Source organism: Pseudomonas sp. ArH3a (assembly GCF_022648765.1).
GTDB lineage: Bacteria > Pseudomonadota > Gammaproteobacteria > Pseudomonadales > Pseudomonadaceae > Aquipseudomonas.
Window position 1 is genome coordinate 2,221,600 of the sequence record NZ_CP080330.1, and the last position, 17,286, is coordinate 2,238,885.

A 17,286-nucleotide genomic window follows, 5' to 3' on the forward strand; every position below is an offset into this window, starting at 1 on the left:
CCCTACCTGCGTTTCAGGTGGTGGTCAACTTGGCGTATTTAGCGCTCGGCATGGGTTGAATGGTTATACAAGGTTCTGATGGGTGTATAGGCGTGCTCTGATTCTGCGGCGTTTCGGGCTTCAAGTGGTACCCTAGGCGCCCTCACGATTTTCTGGCTTAGGCGTGAAGGGCATGGCGTCGCTACAAACGTGCGCTGAGTGCGAACCTTTGGGCTTGAGCTAACGGTCTCGGACCAGTCGGTGCGTGTGGAGAATGGCGGCGTGGGTCTGTAATAGGCCGCCTCACACTAGTTTTGTTGGTTGCTCCTTTCATCGCGAGAACTCGTGGTGTGCACATTTGTTTGGAAAGAAGATGGAGTTACATTTTGATATGTATAGGTGGCTGGAGAATGCGGGTTGAGTCATAAGAAAACATTCTTCGTGACCGGGGCAAGCGGCTTTGTTGGCGCCGCGCTCGTAAAGCGTCTGGCATCGGCAGAAGATTGTCAGGTGCTTGCACTTGTTCGTCGTGACGGTGTGGAGCTACCGCCCGCAGCGACTCAGGTACGCGTAGGCGAGGACTACCTTGGCGCAGAGAACCTTCCTTTAGAAGGAGTGGATGTGCTGGTTCATTGTGCTGCGCGCGTTCACGTTATGTCGGATGCTTCAAGCGATCCACTTTTGGAGTACCGCAAGGTCAATGTTGAAGGCACGTTGAGGCTGGCAGAGCAAGCCGCACGTGCGGGCGTCAAACGCTTCATTTTCATCAGCTCGATCAAGGTCAATGGAGAGGGCACGCGAAAGGGGGAACCCTATAAGGCCGATGACCTGCCTGCTCCTACAACCCCATACGGCATCTCCAAGATGGAGGCTGAGCAGGCGCTTCGGTTGTTGGCACAAAGGACCGGCATGGAGGTCGTTATCATCCGTCCAACCCTCGTGTATGGGCCGGGCGTAAAGGCAAACTTTCACAGCATGATGGTCTGGCTGAATAGGGGCATACCCCTGCCACTGGGGGCTATTAACAGTCAGCGTAGCCTGGTTGCGCTGGATAATCTGGTTGATCTGATTGTGACGTGCCTGCACCATCCCGCCGCTGCCAACCAGACATTCCTGGTGAGCGATGGTGAAGACATATCAACCACTGAGCTGTTGACGCGTATTGGCGTGGCGTTAGACAAGCCGGCGCGGCTGGTGCCTGTGCCCGCGGTGTTATTGCGCTGGTGCGCGCGGATGATCGGCCGTAAAGGTATGGGCCAGCGTCTATGCGGCTCTTTACAGGTTGATATCCAAAAAACGCGTGACCTCCTGGGATGGACACCTTCCACCACGCTAGCCGTTGCTTTACGCCAGACCGCTGAACGTTTTCAGGGAAAATTGAAGTAGTTGGTTCGTTTTAATAAGAGCCGCAATTGGAGCCGTTGATGAACCACGTACTGTGGCTTGCGCCCGTGATCGCAGGCCTTTCACTTGTATTGACATGGCTTTTGCGACGCTATGCGTTGGCCCGGAGTTTGATAGACATACCTAACGCGCGTAGCTCCCACTCGGTCCCGACGCCCAGAGGCGGTGGCGTGGCTATTGTCGTGAGCTTTCTGGTGGCACTGCCGATTTTGTTCGTCGGTGGTGAGTTGCCACACGCTGTGTTTTGGGCGCTTATGGTGGCAGGGGGCGCGGTCGCGCTGCTTGGGTTTCTCGACGATCATGGCCACATCGCCGCTCGCTGGCGTTTGTTGGGGCATTTCAGTGCTGCAGCGTGGGTATTGTTCTGGTTAGGTGGCCTGCCAGCGATCAGTTTGCCGGGAATAGTTATTGATCTAGGTTGGGTAGGCCACGTCCTCGCTGTGTTCTATTTGGTGTGGATGCTCAACCTTTATAATTTCATGGATGGTATCGATGGTTTGGCCAGTATCGAGGCGATGTGCGCATGCCTTGGGGCCTGCCTGGTTTATTGGCTTGCCGGCTATCCGATCCTCATCTGGGTACCGCTATTGTTGAGCATGGCAGTGCTTGGCTTCCTCTATTGGAATTTTCCGCTAGCGAGAATCTTCATGGGGGATGCCGGTAGCGGTTTCCTGGGCCTTATTCTTGGAGGGCTTTCCCTGGCTGCGGCATGGCAAGACACGAATCTGCTGTGGGTGTGGTTGATTCTCTTGGGCGTTTTTATTGTTGATGCGACCTTCACGTTGAGCCGTCGGCTGATACGCGGCGACAAAGTCTACGAAGCTCATCGTAGTCATGCCTATCAGTTTGCATCTCGCCAAGTGGGTGGGCATTTGCCGGTGACGCTTTCAGTGTTGGCGATTAACCTGTTTTGGTTGACGCCCATCGCCATTGGTGTAGGTGTATTAGGTCTCAATGGCTTGCTTGGGCTGGTTATTGCTTATATCCCGCTGATTATTCTGGCGGTGAAGTACAAGGCGGGCAAACTGGAAACATGATGAGGCATTTCCGGTAAGCGGGCTTTGGCGTCACGCAGCCCGTACGAGGTGTTTAAGTCAAGTTTGCAGTGTGGCGGCAGGAATAGGAGCAGCAAAGGTGTTTGAAGGGTTTATGGGTAGTATTCGGTCATATCTGTTAGGCCTTCCTCGGCGAAGGAAGCGTGTCTTGCAGGTCATCACAGACGTTTTTCTGGTCTGGATTGCTCTGTGGATGGCGTTCGTCGTTCGCTTAGGGGTGGACGATTTGATCAACCCTGTGACACAGCACCGATGGTTGTTTTTGAGCGCTCCGGTCGTGGCCATCCCGCTGTTCATTCGTTTTGGAATGTACCGTGCTGTCATGCGTTACTTCGGTAACGATGCCTTGATCGTGATAATCAAAGCGGTCAGCCTTTCATCCCTGATACTTGGCGTAGTCGTTTACCTCTACAGTAATCACCAGACTGTCGTACCTCGCTCGATCATTTTCAATTATTGGTGGCTGAGCTTGATATTGGTGGGTGGCCTGCGCTTGGCCATGCGTCAGTATTTCCTGGGGGATTGGTTCACGGCGGCGCAGCACGTGCCCTTCACCAGCCGGGAAGACGGCCTGCCACGCGTTGCGATTTACGGCGCGGGTGCTGCTGGTAATCAGTTGGTAGCGGCATTGCGAATGGGCCGCGTCATGCGGCCGGTAGCGTTTATCGATGACGATGACGGTATCTCTGATCGCGTCATTTCGGGCCTGCAGGTTTATAAACCCAGGCATATCCAGCGAATGATCGAGGCAACCGGCGCGCAAGAGATTTTATTGGCCATACCGTCCTCCAACAGAGGGCGGCGGCGAGAGATTCTAGGGTTTCTCGAAGGTTTCCCATTACATGTGCGCAGCGTACCCGGCTTTATGGATCTTGCCAGTGGGCGTGTGAAGGTCGATGACATCCAGGAAGTCGATATCGCGGACTTGCTGGGGCGCGATGCCGTTCCCGCGCAAGAGGAGCTGCTGGAGCATTGCATCAGGCGGCAAAGCGTCCTCGTAACGGGGGCGGGTGGCTCCATCGGTGCTGAACTGTGCCGGCAGATTCTGACGCTGAATCCAACGACGTTGTTATTGCTGGAGCACAGTGAGTTCAACCTCTACAGCATCATGTCCGAGCTGGAGCAGCGCATTACCCGTGAGTCGCTTTCCGTACGCTTGCTACCTATCCTGGGGTCGGTGCGTAACCCGCATAAACTCCTGGACGTCATGAAGACCTGGCGCGTAGACACCGTTTATCACGCGGCAGCCTATAAACACGTGCCCATTGTTGAGCACAACATCGCCGAAGGCGTGCTGAACAACGTAATGGGGACGTTGAATACCGCCCAGGCCGCGCTGCAGGCCGGTGTGTCCAACTTTGTACTCATCTCGACGGATAAGGCTGTGCGCCCAACGAACGTCATGGGCAGCACCAAACGCCTTGCCGAACTGACGCTTCAAGCCCTCAGCCGTGAGCTGGCGCCGGTGTTGTTCGGCGACAAGACCAATGTTTCGAGGGTCAATAAAACCCGTTTCACCATGGTTCGATTCGGCAATGTACTGGGATCTTCCGGCTCGGTGATCCCGCTGTTTCACAAGCAAATCAAGTCAGGTGGCCCGATCACCGTCACGCATCCCAAAATCACCCGCTACTTCATGACCATTCCCGAAGCGGCGCAGTTGGTCATTCAGGCCGGTTCCATGGGCTTGGGGGGCGATGTGTTCGTGCTGGATATGGGCGAGCCGGTGAAAATCGTAGAGCTGGCAGAAAGAATGATTCACTTGTCCGGCCTGAGCGTTCGCTCCGACAAGAACCTTCAGGGTGACATTGCTATTGAGTTCACTGGTCTACGTCCCGGCGAAAAGCTTTACGAAGAGTTACTGATCGGCGACAACGTAGTTGCCACCCAGCACCCGATGATCATGAGCGCCAATGAAGATCATCTGTCATGGGACATCCTCAAGGCCAAGCTGACCGAACTGCTGTCTGCCGTGGATCAGGACGATTACACCCGCGTTCGCCAGATCCTGCGCGACACCGTCAGCGGTTACTCCCCTGACGGCGAAATCGTCGACTGGATCCACCAGCAGCGTCGCTTGGAACCTTGATTTAACACGCTGTTACTCAAGCGTTTTTGACGAACGCCCAACATGACCTAAGTTTGAGAAGCAGCTTCGGAAAGCTGCTTTTCTTCTACCGATGTCATGGAGCGTCACCAATGCAAAACACTTACATCTCTTCGCTGATCTTCGCTTTACTCACCACGCTTTCGGTTGCCGTCAACGCAGCCCCTTCTATCAAGCCCGAAGCCCCGACCCCCATCACCGCGCAGATGCCCAAGGCCGAGCAGTCTGCCCAGGTCAACCTGAACGCGGCCGACGCCGAGACCCTGCGACGTGACCTCTTCGGCATCGGCGCGGCCAAGGCCAAGGCGATCATCGCCTACCGCGAAAGCAACGGCCCGTTTACGGCCGTGGATGAGTTGTTGGAAGTAAAGGGCATCGGCAAGGCGTTGCTGGAGAAAAATCGCGACAGGCTGGTGATCAATTGAGGATGTGAAAGCAGCTAAGGAGGCCGGTCACTGACCGGCCTTTTCATCCTCTGCAACCTGCGCTTTCAAACTGGCGCGTACTACATTCATGATCTGCGTCGCCAATTGCGGGCTCTCGACACTCCTGGCCAGTACCAGAGCACCTACCAGCGTCGACATCATCACCAGGCTTTGTTCATCGGCATTCGCGTTGCCCAGGGCCGCTTCGACCTGCTTCAACCGAGCACCCAGTACCGCATCGGTGGTCGAGCTATGTTGGCCTCTGAGGCCCAGTTCCGAAGACATGGTTGGCAGCGGGCAGCCTTCTGCCGGTGAGGCCTTGTGCCATTCAGACAGGTAGCTGTCGATGAACGCCTCCAACGGCCGCTCCTGGCTGAACAGCATTTCGCAATGGGCATCCAGTTCCCCGGCAGCAGCCTGCAGGGCTTTTTCCACCAGATCATCTTTGGATTTGAAATGTGAATAAAACCCGCCGTGCGTCAGGTTCAACGCCTTCATCAACGGCTGCAGGCCGGTGGCGCCGATACCGTCGCGGCGAAAGCGCACGGAGGCTTCCTTGATGATGCGTTGATGGGTCTGGGCTTTATGGTCTGCTGAATAACGCATAGGACTGCCTCGTGAACCAGTGTGCATTTTAACGGGTTAAACCGTTTTACACACCCAAGCAATCCTCGGCGATCTTGGCATGAAAAGTGTCTATGCCTTCAGCAGAGATTGTTCAACAATCATGAGGTGGTCATGACGCTCAGTTTGTCTTTAGCCGATCAGATTGCCCTGGAACTGCGTGCCGACATCATTGCTGGGCGGCTGTTACCAGGGATGGCGTTGGTCGAGGTTGATCTGGTCAAGGCCTACAACGCCTCGCGTAATACGATCCGCGAGGCGCTGCATCGTCTGGGGCAGGAGGGGCTCACTCGCTACGTGCGCAACAAAGGTGTGATGGTGCGGCGGCTGGAGCGCGACGAAGTGCGTGATCTGTTCGTCGTGCGCCGAACCCTTGAATTGCAGGCCATCGCCCAGAGCGCAGCGTTGACCTTTGATCAGGCCGAGCGCATGCAAAACGCCATTGAGGCCACCACCCTGGCCCGGGAGCGTGAAGATTGGCGCGCCGTGGCGACGCACAGCCTGGTGTTCCACCAGCAGGTTGTTGGGCTGATGCGCAGCCCATTGTTTGATGAGTTTTTCGCCCAAGTCATTGCCCAACTGCGGCTGGTGTTTTGCGCGGCACCCGATGAGCAGCGTTTCCAGGCGCCCTGGTTGGAGCGCGATCGCGAAATTTACGAATTATTGGCCCAAGCGGATAAACCGGCGGCAGGCCAAGCGATGAGCCTGTACCTGGATGATTCACAGCGTCTGACATTAAGCCTGTTTACCTAACCCTGATCGAGGATCTTCACCATGTACAAAGACTATCCCGCCGCTTACCAGGTCAGTAAGGGGTCGGCGCTGCAGGTGGACACGGCGTTCTACGAACGCATTCGTGACCAGGCGGATAAACGCACGTTAATCGAGCAGTTTGAAGTGCCGATTCGCACGGGCAGGGCATGGAAGGTGCCGGCCGGGCATGTGTTCCGTGTCACCACGCCGGTGGGGCCGCAGGTCGGCGACTTCAATGTGTGGAACGCCAACGACCCGCGCGAACGCTTGTGGGCGGCGCGCACCCGCCAGTTGCAAGGCGCGCATGTCAGCACCCATGACCGGCTGTGGTCGAACCTGCCGTTTCTGCGGCCGTTGGTGACCATCACCGATGACAGCCTGGCGAGCTACGGCATCGATGAACATGGCGGGCGCCTGCACGACTTGCTCGGTACGCGCTGCGACCCGTATGTGAACCGCATGCTCACCGGCGAAGACTTTCATCACCATTGCCATTCAAACCTGACGCGCGCCGTGCTTCCCTACGGCCTGACCGAATTTGATGTGCACGACGTGCTGAATATCTTCCAGTGCACCGGCCTCAATCACGACGACATGTACTTCATGAAAGCCTGCCCGGCGCAGAAGGGCGACTACTTGGAGTTTTTTGCCGAGATTGATGTGCTCTGCGCACTGTCGACTTGCCCGGGCGGGGATCTGTCGTTGCCGATGTGGGGGCCGGACGCGCAAGACCCGCTGACGGTGTGTCGCCCGCTGGGGGTGGAGATCTATCGGTTGGAGGATGAGTTGCTCAAAGGCTGGAGCCAGCCCGAGCGTGCGGCCTATAAAGGCCAGCACGGGTTGCATATCGCCAAGGCGGATTGGGAGTAGCGGCAGGTTCAGCGGTCTTGTGCGTCTTTTGAGTCCGCTTGTGCGTTGCGCTCGGCCACGCGCTTGCGCTGTTCGTCGGTGAGTTCCACCTTGTTGGCGCTGTCACGCAGCATCAACAAACCACCGACGATCGAACCGATCGCGACCACTAAAATCAACCAGGCATACCACGGCATAGGGCTCTCCTTGAGGCAGCAAACCGTGGGTAAATTTCCCACGGTCATTTCTGCTTTGAGTAACGGGCGTTCTTAGTAGTTCATTGTAGGCCCGTTCCTGCTCAAGGTCTTAAAGGCCAGTCAACATCGCATCCGCCGGTGCATCGGCACGGTCTTGCGCGGTCAGCTGGAAGTAGATGAACCCCACCAGCATGAAACCGAGGAATATCAGCCCGATCAGTGCGTTGAACCAGGCCATTGCCACCAGGCACACCACCGCCAGTACCAAAGCGATGCCCGGCACGATTGGGTAGCCCGGCGCACGGAAGGTGCGCTCCAGCAGCGGTTCGGTCTTACGCAGTTTGAACAGGCTGAGCATGCTCATGATGTACATCACGATGGCCCCGAACACTGCCATGGTGATCATGGCGGCGGTCAAGGTCATGCCGCCCAGGTTGATCAGGCCGTCGCTGTAGATCGCCGCGATGCCGACCACGCCACCGGCGATGATTGCCCGGTGCGGAGTCTGAAAACGCGACAGTTTGGCCAGGAACGACGGCAAGTAACCGGCACGGGCCAGGGCGAAGAACTGGCGCGAGTAACCGAGGATGATGCCGTGGAAACTCGCCACCAGGCCGAACAGGCCGATCCACACCAGCATGTGCAGCCAGCCGGAGCTGTCGCCCACCACGGTTTTCATCGCTTGCGGCAACGGATCGTTGATGTTCGACAGGGTGCGCCAGTCGCCCACGCCGCCCGCGAAGAACATCACACCCATGGCCAGGATCACCAACGTCAGAATGCCGCTGATGTAGGCTTTTGGAATGGTGCGCTTGGGGTCTATGGCTTCCTCGGCGGCCATGGCCGCGCCTTCGATGGCGAGGAAGAACCAGATGGCGAAGGGAATCGCCGCAAACATCCCGGCAATGGCTGGCGCGCCGAAGGTATCGGAACCGGCCCAGCCATTCAGGGCGAAGTTGCTGAAGCTGAAAGCCGGCGCGACCACGCCCATGAACACCAGCAATTCAGCGACGGCGAGCACGCACACCACCAGCTCAAAGGTGGCCGCGAGCTTCACGCCGAGAATATTCAGGCCCATGAACACGATGTAGGCACCCACGGCCGCGTGTTTGGGGTCCAGGGCCGGAAACTGCACATTCAGATACGCCCCGATCGCCAGGGCAATAGCGGGCGGTGCGAAGACGAATTCGATCAACGTCGCAAGCCCGGCGATCAAGCCGCCTTTCTCACCAAAGGCGCGGCGACTGTAGGCAAACGGCCCGCCAGCGTGAGGAATCGCGGTAGTCAGCTCGGTGAAACTGAATATAAAGCAGGTGTACATGGCGGCGACCATCAGTGACGTCACCAAAAAGCCCAGCGTACCGGCCACGCCCCAGCCGTAGCTCCAGCCAAAGTATTCGCCGGATATCACCAGCCCGACGGCGATGCCCCACAAATGCAGGGTGCCCAAGGTGGGTTTGAGTTGTGTGTTCATCGTGTTGCGCTCCCTGAACGGTTTGGAATGATTCAGGGTGTTGCAGCGGCCATGCCACTGCGCGATGCGGTGTCGTAAAGGCGCCGAACTGTCGTCAAGGGAATGGTTTGGCGTTTGAAAATTGCCAGCGTCGCACCAGATGGGGGCGGTGGCGACCTCGCCGCCGCCATCGCGGGCAAGCCCGGCTCCCACATTTGATGAGCGCTCACCTGGGCAACTCGGTCCAGTGTGGGAGCCGGGCTTGCCCGCGATGCGGCCCACCCAGTCGTCGAAAACCCTCCTGTAAACCCCGCATAAACCCACTCTTTACGCCGTCTTTACGCCCCGCCCCTGCCGTCGCTCTCGTTCCTTTACGCCACTCCTGCGGACAATTGCCCCACACGCGGCAATCGCCGCAAAACGGAGAGACTTCCATGAGCGTTCTGGACGGGGTGTCACTGCTATTGGCCGTGGCGCTGTTCATTTATCTGCTGGTTGCGCTGTTACGCGCGGATCGGAACTAGGAGCAGGCTATGCACAGTTATGACTATTGGCTGATCATCGCCTTCTTTGCCGTGGTGCTGGTGCCGGCACCGTTCCTGGGGCGGTTCTACTACAAGGTGATGGAAGGTCAGCGCACTTGGCTCACGCCAGTGCTCGGCCCCGTCGAGCGCGCGTGTTATCGCTTGTCGGGCGTAGATGAACATCAGGAACAGAGCTGGCAGAAGTACATGCTGGCGTTGCTGGCGTTCAACCTGGCGGGTTTTGTGTTGCTGTTCGCGATCCTGCTGTTCCAGGACTACCTCCCACTGAACCCGCAGAAATTGCCGGGCCAGGAATGGACCCTGGCCTTCAACACCGCGGTCAGTTTCATGACCAACACCAACTGGCAGAACTACAGCGGTGAGGCGTCCCTGAGCTACCTCAGCCAGATGGTCGGCCTGACCGTGCAGAACTTTGTCAGTGCCGCCACCGGCCTGGCCGTGCTGGTCGCCCTTTGCCGTGGTATCGGTCGCAAATCCACCAAGACCTTGGGTAACTTCTGGGTCGACATGACCCGCGCTACCCTCTACGGCCTGCTGCCGATGTGCCTGGTGTTTGCGCTGTTCCTGGTGTGGCAGGGCGTACCGCAAACCTTCGCTCACTATGTGAGCGCCGTGACGATGCAGGGCGTTGACCAGGTGATCCCGCTGGGCCCGGCTGCGAGCCAGATTGCAATCAAGCAACTGGGCACCAACGGTGGTGGTTTCTTCGGCGTCAACTCGGCGCACCCGTTTGAGAACCCGACCGCTTGGGCCAACCTGTTCGAGTTGTCGGCGATCATCCTGATCCCGGTGGCGCTGGTGTTTACCTTCGGCCATTACGTGAAAGACCTGCGTCAGAGCCGGGCGATCCTCGGCTGCATGCTGGCCCTGTTCCTGATCGGCGGCGCGACCTCGTTGTGGGCCGAATACCAGCCCAACCCGACCCTGAACAATCCAGCCGTTGAGCAAGCCGCGCCGCTGGAAGGTAAAGAAGTGCGCTTCGGTACCACCGCCACTGTGTTGTGGTCGGTCACCACCACGGCGGCGTCCAATGGTTCGGTCAACGGCATGCACGACAGCCTCAACCCGCTGAGCGGCATGGTGGCGCTGGTCAACATGATGGTCGGCGAAGTGATCTTCGGCGGCGTCGGCGCCGGTATGTACGGCATGTTGCTCAACGTGTTGATCGCGGTGTTCCTCGCCGGCCTGATGATCGGCCGCACCCCGGAATACCTGGGCAAGAAGCTGCAGGCCAAGGAAGTGCAATTGCTGGTGGTGACCTTGCTGGTCATGCCGGTGGGCACGCTGGTACTGGGCGCCATCGCCGCCAGCCTGCCTGGCCCGGCGGGTGCCATCAGCAACCCCGGCCCTCACGGTTTCAGCCAGTTGCTGTACGCCTACACCTCGGCCAGTGCCAACAACGGTTCGGCGTTCGGCGGCTTCAGTGGCAACACCACGTTTCATAACCTGATGATGGGCCTGGGCATGTTGATCGGCCGCTTCGGCTACATCCTCCCGGTACTGGCCCTGGCCGGCAGCCTGGCGATGAAAAAGACCGCACCGATTGGCCAGAACAGCTTCCCCACCCATGGCCCGCTGTTCGTGACCCTGTTGACCGTGACCATTTTGCTGGTGGGCGGCCTGACTTTCCTGCCGACACTGGCACTGGGCCCAATCGCTGAACATTTGAGCATGGGCTTCTGAGGGATATGAAAATGAATATGCCTGCAAAAAATGCGGCCCCTGTGACAACCCAGGAACCCGCCAAAACCGCCATCTCCGCCCTGTGGCGCCCGGCGCTGATCCAGGCGTTCGTCAAGCTGGACCCGCGCCAACTGCAACGCTCGCCGGTGATGCTGGTGGTCGAACTGACCGCCATCCTCACCACCGTGTTGTGCTTTGTACCCGACGTCAACGTGCCGACGTTTGTCGCCGTGCAGATCGCCGTGTGGCTGTGGTTCACCGTGCTGTTCGCCAACTTCGCCGAAGCCTTGGCCGAAGGTCGCGGCAAGGCCCGCGCCGACAGCCTTAAAGCCGGTAGCGAAGGCCTCAGCGCGCGCCGCAAAGAGGCCGACGGCAGCTTCAAAGTCGTGCCGGCCACCAGCCTGCGTAAAGGCGACGTGGTACGCGTCACCGCCGGGGAAATGATCCCCGGTGACGGCGAGGTCATCGAAGGCATTGCGGCGGTCAACGAAGCGGCGATTACCGGCGAATCCGCGCCGGTGATCCGCGAGTCCGGCGGCGACCGTTCGGCCGTCACTGGCAACACTCGGTTGGTGTCGGACTGGCTGCTGATCCGCATCACCGTCAACCCGGGCGAGTCCACGCTGGACCGGATGATCGCCTTGGTGGAAGGCGCCAAACGCCAGAAAACCCCCAACGAAGTCGCGCTGGATATCTTGCTGATCGGCCTGACCCTGATCTTCCTGCTGGTGGTGGTCACCTTGCAGCCGTTCGCCCACTTCGCCAATGGCAGCCTGCCGCTGGTGTTCCTGGTCGCACTGCTGGTGACGCTGATCCCTACCACCATCGGCGGCCTGTTGTCGGCCATCGGTATCGCCGGTATGGACCGCCTGGTGCGCCTCAATGTGATCGCCAAGTCCGGCCGCGCCGTGGAAGCGGCGGGTGACGTGCATGTGTTGCTGCTGGACAAAACCGGCACCATCACCTTCGGCAACCGTCGCTGTGCTGCGGTGATCGCCGCGCCTGGCGTCAGCGGTCGTGACCTGGCTGAAGGTGCGCTGCTGGCCTCCCTGGCGGATGACACGGCGGAAGGTAAATCCATCGTCGAGTACCTGCGGGCCTTGCACCCTCAGGCAGAGCCGAGCCTGGATCAACTGACCTCGGTGCCGTTCAGTGCTGAAACGCGTTTGTCGGGTGTCGACTACCAAGGCCGTGTGTTCCGCAAAGGTGCGGTCGACTCGCTGCTGGCGTTTATCGGCCAACAACGTCGCGACCTGCAGCCGGCACTCTCGCGGGAAATCGACAAGATCGCCCAAAGCGGCGGCACACCGTTGCTGGTGTGCGCCGATGGCAAACTGCTGGGGGCGATCCACCTCAAAGACGTGGTCAAGCCTGGCATCCGCGAACGTTTCGCCGAGCTGCGCAAACTGGGGATTCGCACCGTGATGGTGACGGGCGATAACCCACTGACCGCTGCTGCGATTGCTGCTGAAGCCGGTGTGGATGACGTGTTGGCCGAAGCCACACCGGAGAAAAAACTCGCGCGCATTCGCCACGAACAAAACGACGGTCGCCTGGTTGCGATGTGCGGCGACGGCGCTAACGACGCCCCGGCACTGGCCCAGGCTGACGTTGGCATGGCGATGAACGACGGCACCCAAGCGGCCCGTGAAGCGGCCAACATGGTCGACCTCGACAGCGACCCGACCAAGCTGCTGGACGTGGTGCAGATCGGCAAGGAATTGCTGGTGACCCGCGGGGCGCTGACCACGTTCTCCATCGCCAACGACGTGGCCAAATACTTCGCGATCCTGCCGGCGTTGTTCGCCTCGATCTACCCGCAACTCGGCGTGCTCAACGTGATGCACTTGAAGAGCCCGCAGAGCGCGATCCTCTCGGCCATCGTGTTCAACGCGTTGATCATCGTGGTGCTGATTCCCCTGGCGCTGCGCGGTGTGCGCGTGCAGGCGGCGAGTGCGGCGGCATTGCTGCGTCGCAACCTGCTGATCTACGGGCTCGGCGGGATCCTGGTGCCGTTCGTGGGCATCAAGGCGATCGACATGCTGCTGACTGCGCTGCACCTGGTGTAACCCGGATCGTTCCCACGCTCCGCGTGGGAATGCCGCCCCGGACGCTCCGCGCCCGGCGCTGATAAACGAATTGAGGAATTTGAAATGTCCACCATGATCCGCCCGGCCCTGAGCCTGCTGGTACTCATGACCCTGATCACCGGCGTCGCCTATCCACTGGTCGTGACTGGCGTGGCGCAAGTCGCCTTTCCTGACCAGGCTAACGGCAGCCTGGTGCGTGATGCCGACGGCAAAGTGCGCGGCTCCAGCCTGATCGCCCAGGATTTTACCGGTGACAGCTGGTTCCATCCGCGCCCCTCGGCCGGCGCGTTTGCAACGGTGTCCAGCGGCGCGAGTAACCTGAGCCCAAGCAACCCGGCGTTGGCCACGCGCATCTTTGATGATGCCAACAAGCAGTTGGTGCCAGGCCAGGGCCCCGTGCCTTTGGCATCACTGACTACCTCTGGCAGCGGTCTTGATCCACACTTGCCACCGCAAGCGATTGCCTATCAACTGGCGCGAGTGGCGGCGGCCCGGAATGTGCCGGTGTCTACACTGCAGCGCTTGCTCGATGAGCACATCGAAAGCCCGCTGGTGGGGCCGCCGGTGGTGAATGTGCTGGCGCTGAACATGGCGCTGGAAAAGTTGTAAGCCGTGGTGCCGTTATTGCGGGCAAGCCCGCTCCCGCAGGGGAATGTATTCCAACTGTGGGCGCGGGCTTGCCCGCGATGGCGGCCTGAAGGACCCCAAATAAACACCTGAAGGAACCGCAAAGCATGAGCGACTCCGGCCGCGCCGATGCCCTGTTAGCCGATCTGCCACGGGACGGCCGTGGCCGGCTCAAAGTCTTCCTCGGCGCCGCGCCGGGCGTGGGCAAGACCTACGCCATGCTCCAGGCCGCCCACACCCAGCTGCGCCAGGGCGTGCGGCTGGTCGCCGGGGTAGTCGAAACCCACGGCCGCGCCGAGACCGAGGCCTTGCTCAGCGGCCTGCCGCAACAACCGTTGGTGCGCACCGAATACCGCGGTGTGATGCTCGAAGAAATGGACCTCGACGGCCTGCTCGCTGCCAAGCCCAAGCTGGTGCTGGTCGACGAACTGGCCCACAGCAACGCCCCCGGCAGCCGCCATGAAAAGCGCTGGCAAGACATCCAGGAACTGCTGGCCGCCGGCATCAACGTGTTCACCACAGTCAACGTCCAGCACCTCGAAAGCCTCAACGATCAAGTGCGCGGTATCACCGGCGTGCAAGTGCGCGAAACCCTGCCGGACTGGGTGCTGCAAGAGGCTGACGAACTGCTGCTGATCGACCTGCCATCGCGCGAGCTGCTCGAGCGCCTGCGCGACGGCAAGGTGTACGTGCCGGAGCAGGCCCGGGCGGCCATCGACGCGTTTTTCACCCAGACCAACCTGATGGCCCTGCGCGAGCTGGCGATGCAGACCGCCGCCGCCCACGTCGATGACGATTTGGCCCAAGGCTATCGCCAACTCGGCCAGGCCGCGCCGGCGGTACGTGGGCGGTTGCTGGTGGGCGTGGATGGCGATGCGCAGGCCGAACGCCTGGTGCGCCACGCCAGCCGCGTGGCCCAGCGTCGGCATTTGCCCTGGAGCCTGGTGCATATCGATAACGGCCGCGCGCGCGATGAGCAATCGCGCCTGCGCCTGCAAAATGCCCAGCAACTGGCCGAGCGGCTGGGCGGTGAAGTGGTGTTGCTGCGGGCCGGGGAGGTGGCGAAGACGCTGATCCAGCACGCCGCCGAACGCCGCGCCAGCCTTGTGTTGGTAGGGCAGTCGCGCATGCGTTGGCGGCGGCGGTTGTTCGGCGGTGGGCTGGCGGCGCGCTTGCTGCGCAATGCACGCGGTTTGGAAATCAACGTCCTCGACAGCGACGACATGCCCGCGCCGCCGCGCCTGCCGGATGTACGCGGCTTGGTGTGGTTCGACTACGGCTTGGCGGTGGTCGCGACCCTCGTGGCGGCGGCACTGGCCTGGGCGGTGGCCAGCGTGTTGCCGCTGCCGAATATCTCCCTGGTGTTTCTCGCGGCGGTATTGCTGGTCGGCGTGCGCAGCAGCCTGGGGCCGTCGCTGCTGTGTGCGGCGCTGTCGTTCCTGACCTACGACTTTCTGTTTATCCCACCGAATTTCTCCTTTGCCATCCAGCGCGAAGAAGATGTGCTGACCCTGCTGTTTTTCCTGCTGATGGCGGCGCTGACCGGCAACCTGGCTGCGCGCCAGCGTCGGCAGTTGCAGGCCCTGCGCGATACCCAGCAAGAAACCAGCGAACTGCTCGACCTGTCGCGCAAACTCACCGCCGCCACCGATCGCCAGGCGGTGATCAGCGCGGCGGCGCATCATCTGGAAGGCTGGAGTGATTTGGACTTGTGCCTGGTCAATCGTGACAGCCAGGGCGACTGGAAGGTCGAGACCGGTTCGCCGCTGAACCTCACTGAATCTGAACGCGCCGCCGCCGATTGGGCCTGGCAGCACGACCAACCGGCGGGTATGGGTACTGGCACCTTGCCGTTTGGGCGCTGGTGGTGGTGGCCGTTGTCGGGCGAAGAGGGGCCATTGGGCTTGCTCGGTGTCAGCCCCAAACCAGGTCTGGAATTAAGCGGCCAGCGCCGTCGTCTGCTCACCGCATTGAGCCAGCCGCTGGCGCAGGCGTTGGCGCGAGCGCAATTGGCGCAGGAATTGGAATCCGCGCGTTTGCACGGCGAGACCGAGCAACTGCGCAGCGCCTTGCTAGCGTCGGTGTCCCATGATTTGCGCACGCCGCTGACCTCGATGCGCGGCAGCATCGACAGCCTGTTGGCTCTCGGCGAAGCCATTCCTCTGGAGGATCGCCGCGAATTGCTCGAAGGCACGCGTGATGAAGCCGAGCGCCTCGACCGCTATATCCAGAACCTGCTCGACATGACCCGCCTGGGGCACGGCGCGCTGAAGCTGGCGCGCGATTGGGTTTCGCCGGGCGATATCGTCGGTAGCGCCCTGGGCCGTTTGCGTGCAGTGCTGGCGCCGCTGCAGGTGAAGATCGACGTGCCGGCGGAGTTGCCTTTGCTGTATGTGCACGCCGCCTTGATCGAGCAAGCGCTGGTCAATGTGCTGGAAAACGCCGCGCGTTTTTCCCCCGCCCAAGGCCGTTTGGAGGTCAGTGCGGGCGTGGCGGATGACCAGCTGTTTTTTGCCGTGGCCGATGAGGGGCCGGGGATTCCCGAAGACGAGCGCGCGAAAATTTTCGACATGTTCTACACCGCCGCCCGCGGTGATCGCGGCGGGCAGGGCACGGGCCTGGGCCTGGCGATCTGCCAGGGCATGGTCGGCGCTCACGGTGGGCGCATCAGCGTCGCCGACGGCATTGAAGGGCGGGGCACCTGCATCACCTTGTTCCTGCCATTGCCGACTCAGCCTGGCCTGGAACGCGAGGCTTGAGCTACCCTCTTTTCTCCACGGATTTTGATTGGACACCATGAGCCAGACCGCGACGATTTTAGTCATTGATGACGAACCGCAGATCCGCAAATTCCTGCGTATCAGCCTGGCCTCCCAAGGCTACAAGGTAATCGAGGCCGGCACCGGCAACGAGGGCCTGGCACAAGCGGCATTGAGCAAACCGGACTTGCTGGTGCTCGACCTCGGCTTGCCCGACATGGATGGCCAGCAGGTGCTGCGCGAGTTTCGCGAGTGGTCGACGGTGCCGGTGCTGGTGCTGTCGGTGCGCGCCAGCGAGGTGCAGAAGGTCGAAGCCCTGGACAGCGGCGCCAACGACTACGTGACCAAACCGTTCGGTATCCAGGAATTTCTCGCCCGCGTTCGCGCGTTACTGCGCCAGGCCCCGGCGGGGGAGGCTCAGGAGGCCGCCTTGAGTTTTGGCCCGCTGACGGTGGACCTGGCTTATCGCCGCGTGCTGCTGGACGGTGTCGAGGTGGCGTTGACCCGCAAGGAGTACGCGGTGCTGGCGCAACTGGCGCGGCATCCGGGTCGGGTGATTACCCAGCAGCAATTGCTCAAGGATATCTGGGGGCCGACCCACACTGAAGACAGCCACTACCTGCGTATTGTGGTGGGGCATCTGCGCCAGAAGCTGGCGGATGACCCGACTCAGCCACGGTTTATTGTGACCGAGGCGGGGGTGGGGTATCGGTTGTTGAATGCCTGAGTCTGGCGG

General features: G+C 60.5%; 15 protein-coding genes. 12 read left to right on the forward strand and 3 right to left on the reverse strand.

Annotated elements, in window-relative coordinates; translation table 11 throughout:
* Positions 1–396: 396 nt before the first annotated feature.
* The 4 genes from K0P33_RS10095 (at position 397) to K0P33_RS10110 (ending at position 4,970) form a co-directional block, all read left to right on the forward strand.
* Positions 397–1,365, forward strand: a complete 969-nt coding sequence (locus K0P33_RS10095) for an SDR family oxidoreductase (protein ID WP_242155101.1) — start codon at positions 397–399, stop codon at positions 1,363–1,365.
* 38 nt (positions 1,366–1,403) lie between these two features.
* A complete protein-coding gene (locus tag K0P33_RS10100) occupies positions 1,404–2,420 on the forward strand; it encodes a glycosyltransferase family 4 protein (protein WP_242155102.1) in 1,017 nt (338 codons plus the stop codon).
* Positions 2,421–2,532: 112 nt separating this feature from the next.
* Entirely contained in the window at positions 2,533–4,527 is a 1,995-nt protein-coding gene (locus K0P33_RS10105; RefSeq protein ID WP_242156026.1) for a nucleoside-diphosphate sugar epimerase/dehydratase, read from the forward strand.
* Positions 4,528–4,637: 110 nt separating this feature from the next.
* Positions 4,638–4,970 carry a helix-hairpin-helix domain-containing protein gene (locus tag K0P33_RS10110; protein ID WP_094952368.1) on the forward strand — a complete coding sequence of 111 codons (333 nt, stop codon included), beginning with the start codon at positions 4,638–4,640 and terminating at the stop codon, positions 4,968–4,970.
* Between the two features lie 27 nt (positions 4,971–4,997).
* Here K0P33_RS10110 and K0P33_RS10115 read toward each other — a convergent pair whose 3' ends face one another.
* Positions 4,998–5,576, reverse strand: coding sequence for a TetR/AcrR family transcriptional regulator (locus K0P33_RS10115; RefSeq protein WP_242155103.1), 579 nt, complete (start codon positions 5,574–5,576; stop codon positions 4,998–5,000).
* 132 nt (positions 5,577–5,708) lie between these two features.
* Here K0P33_RS10115 and K0P33_RS10120 point away from each other — a divergent pair, with 132 nt between their 5' ends.
* Positions 5,709–6,347, forward strand: a complete 639-nt coding sequence (locus K0P33_RS10120) for a GntR family transcriptional regulator (protein WP_094952369.1) — start codon at positions 5,709–5,711, stop codon at positions 6,345–6,347.
* Positions 6,348–6,368: 21 nt separating this feature from the next.
* Complete coding sequence (locus K0P33_RS10125) at positions 6,369–7,217, forward strand: DUF1989 domain-containing protein (RefSeq protein ID WP_094952370.1); 849 nt, start codon at positions 6,369–6,371, stop codon at positions 7,215–7,217.
* An 8-nt stretch (positions 7,218–7,225) separates the two neighbouring features.
* Here the strand turns inward: K0P33_RS10125 and K0P33_RS10130 are convergent, their stop codons facing one another.
* On the reverse strand, positions 7,226–7,393 hold the full coding sequence (locus K0P33_RS10130) for a DUF2897 family protein (RefSeq protein ID WP_083359476.1): 168 nt from the start codon (positions 7,391–7,393) through the stop codon (positions 7,226–7,228).
* 109 nt (positions 7,394–7,502) lie between these two features.
* A complete protein-coding gene (gene eat / locus K0P33_RS10135) occupies positions 7,503–8,867 on the reverse strand; it encodes an ethanolamine permease (protein ID WP_242155105.1) in 1,365 nt (454 codons plus the stop codon).
* Between the two features lie 413 nt (positions 8,868–9,280).
* Between eat and kdpF the strand changes: the two genes are divergently transcribed.
* The 6 genes from kdpF to K0P33_RS10165 all read left to right on the forward strand — a co-directional run bounded on the left by kdpF (position 9,281) and on the right by K0P33_RS10165 (position 17,277).
* Positions 9,281–9,370, forward strand: a complete 90-nt coding sequence (gene kdpF / locus K0P33_RS10140) for a K(+)-transporting ATPase subunit F (protein WP_003218754.1) — start codon at positions 9,281–9,283, stop codon at positions 9,368–9,370.
* 9 nt (positions 9,371–9,379) lie between these two features.
* Complete coding sequence (gene kdpA / locus K0P33_RS10145; protein ID WP_242155107.1) at positions 9,380–11,074, forward strand: potassium-transporting ATPase subunit KdpA; 1,695 nt, start codon at positions 9,380–9,382, stop codon at positions 11,072–11,074.
* 5 nt (positions 11,075–11,079) lie between these two features.
* Complete coding sequence (gene kdpB, locus K0P33_RS10150) at positions 11,080–13,143, forward strand: potassium-transporting ATPase subunit KdpB (RefSeq protein ID WP_242155108.1); 2,064 nt, start codon at positions 11,080–11,082, stop codon at positions 13,141–13,143.
* Between the two features lie 84 nt (positions 13,144–13,227).
* A complete protein-coding gene (gene kdpC / locus K0P33_RS10155) occupies positions 13,228–13,773 on the forward strand; it encodes a potassium-transporting ATPase subunit KdpC (protein ID WP_242155109.1) in 546 nt (181 codons plus the stop codon).
* 125 nt (positions 13,774–13,898) lie between these two features.
* On the forward strand, positions 13,899–16,550 hold the full coding sequence (locus K0P33_RS10160) for a sensor histidine kinase KdpD (RefSeq protein WP_094952375.1): 2,652 nt from the start codon (positions 13,899–13,901) through the stop codon (positions 16,548–16,550).
* A 37-nt stretch (positions 16,551–16,587) separates the two neighbouring features.
* Positions 16,588–17,277 (forward strand): response regulator, encoded by a 690-nt coding sequence (locus K0P33_RS10165; RefSeq protein ID WP_053255124.1) that lies wholly within the window; start codon positions 16,588–16,590, stop codon positions 17,275–17,277.
* Positions 17,278–17,286 lie beyond the last annotated feature (9 nt).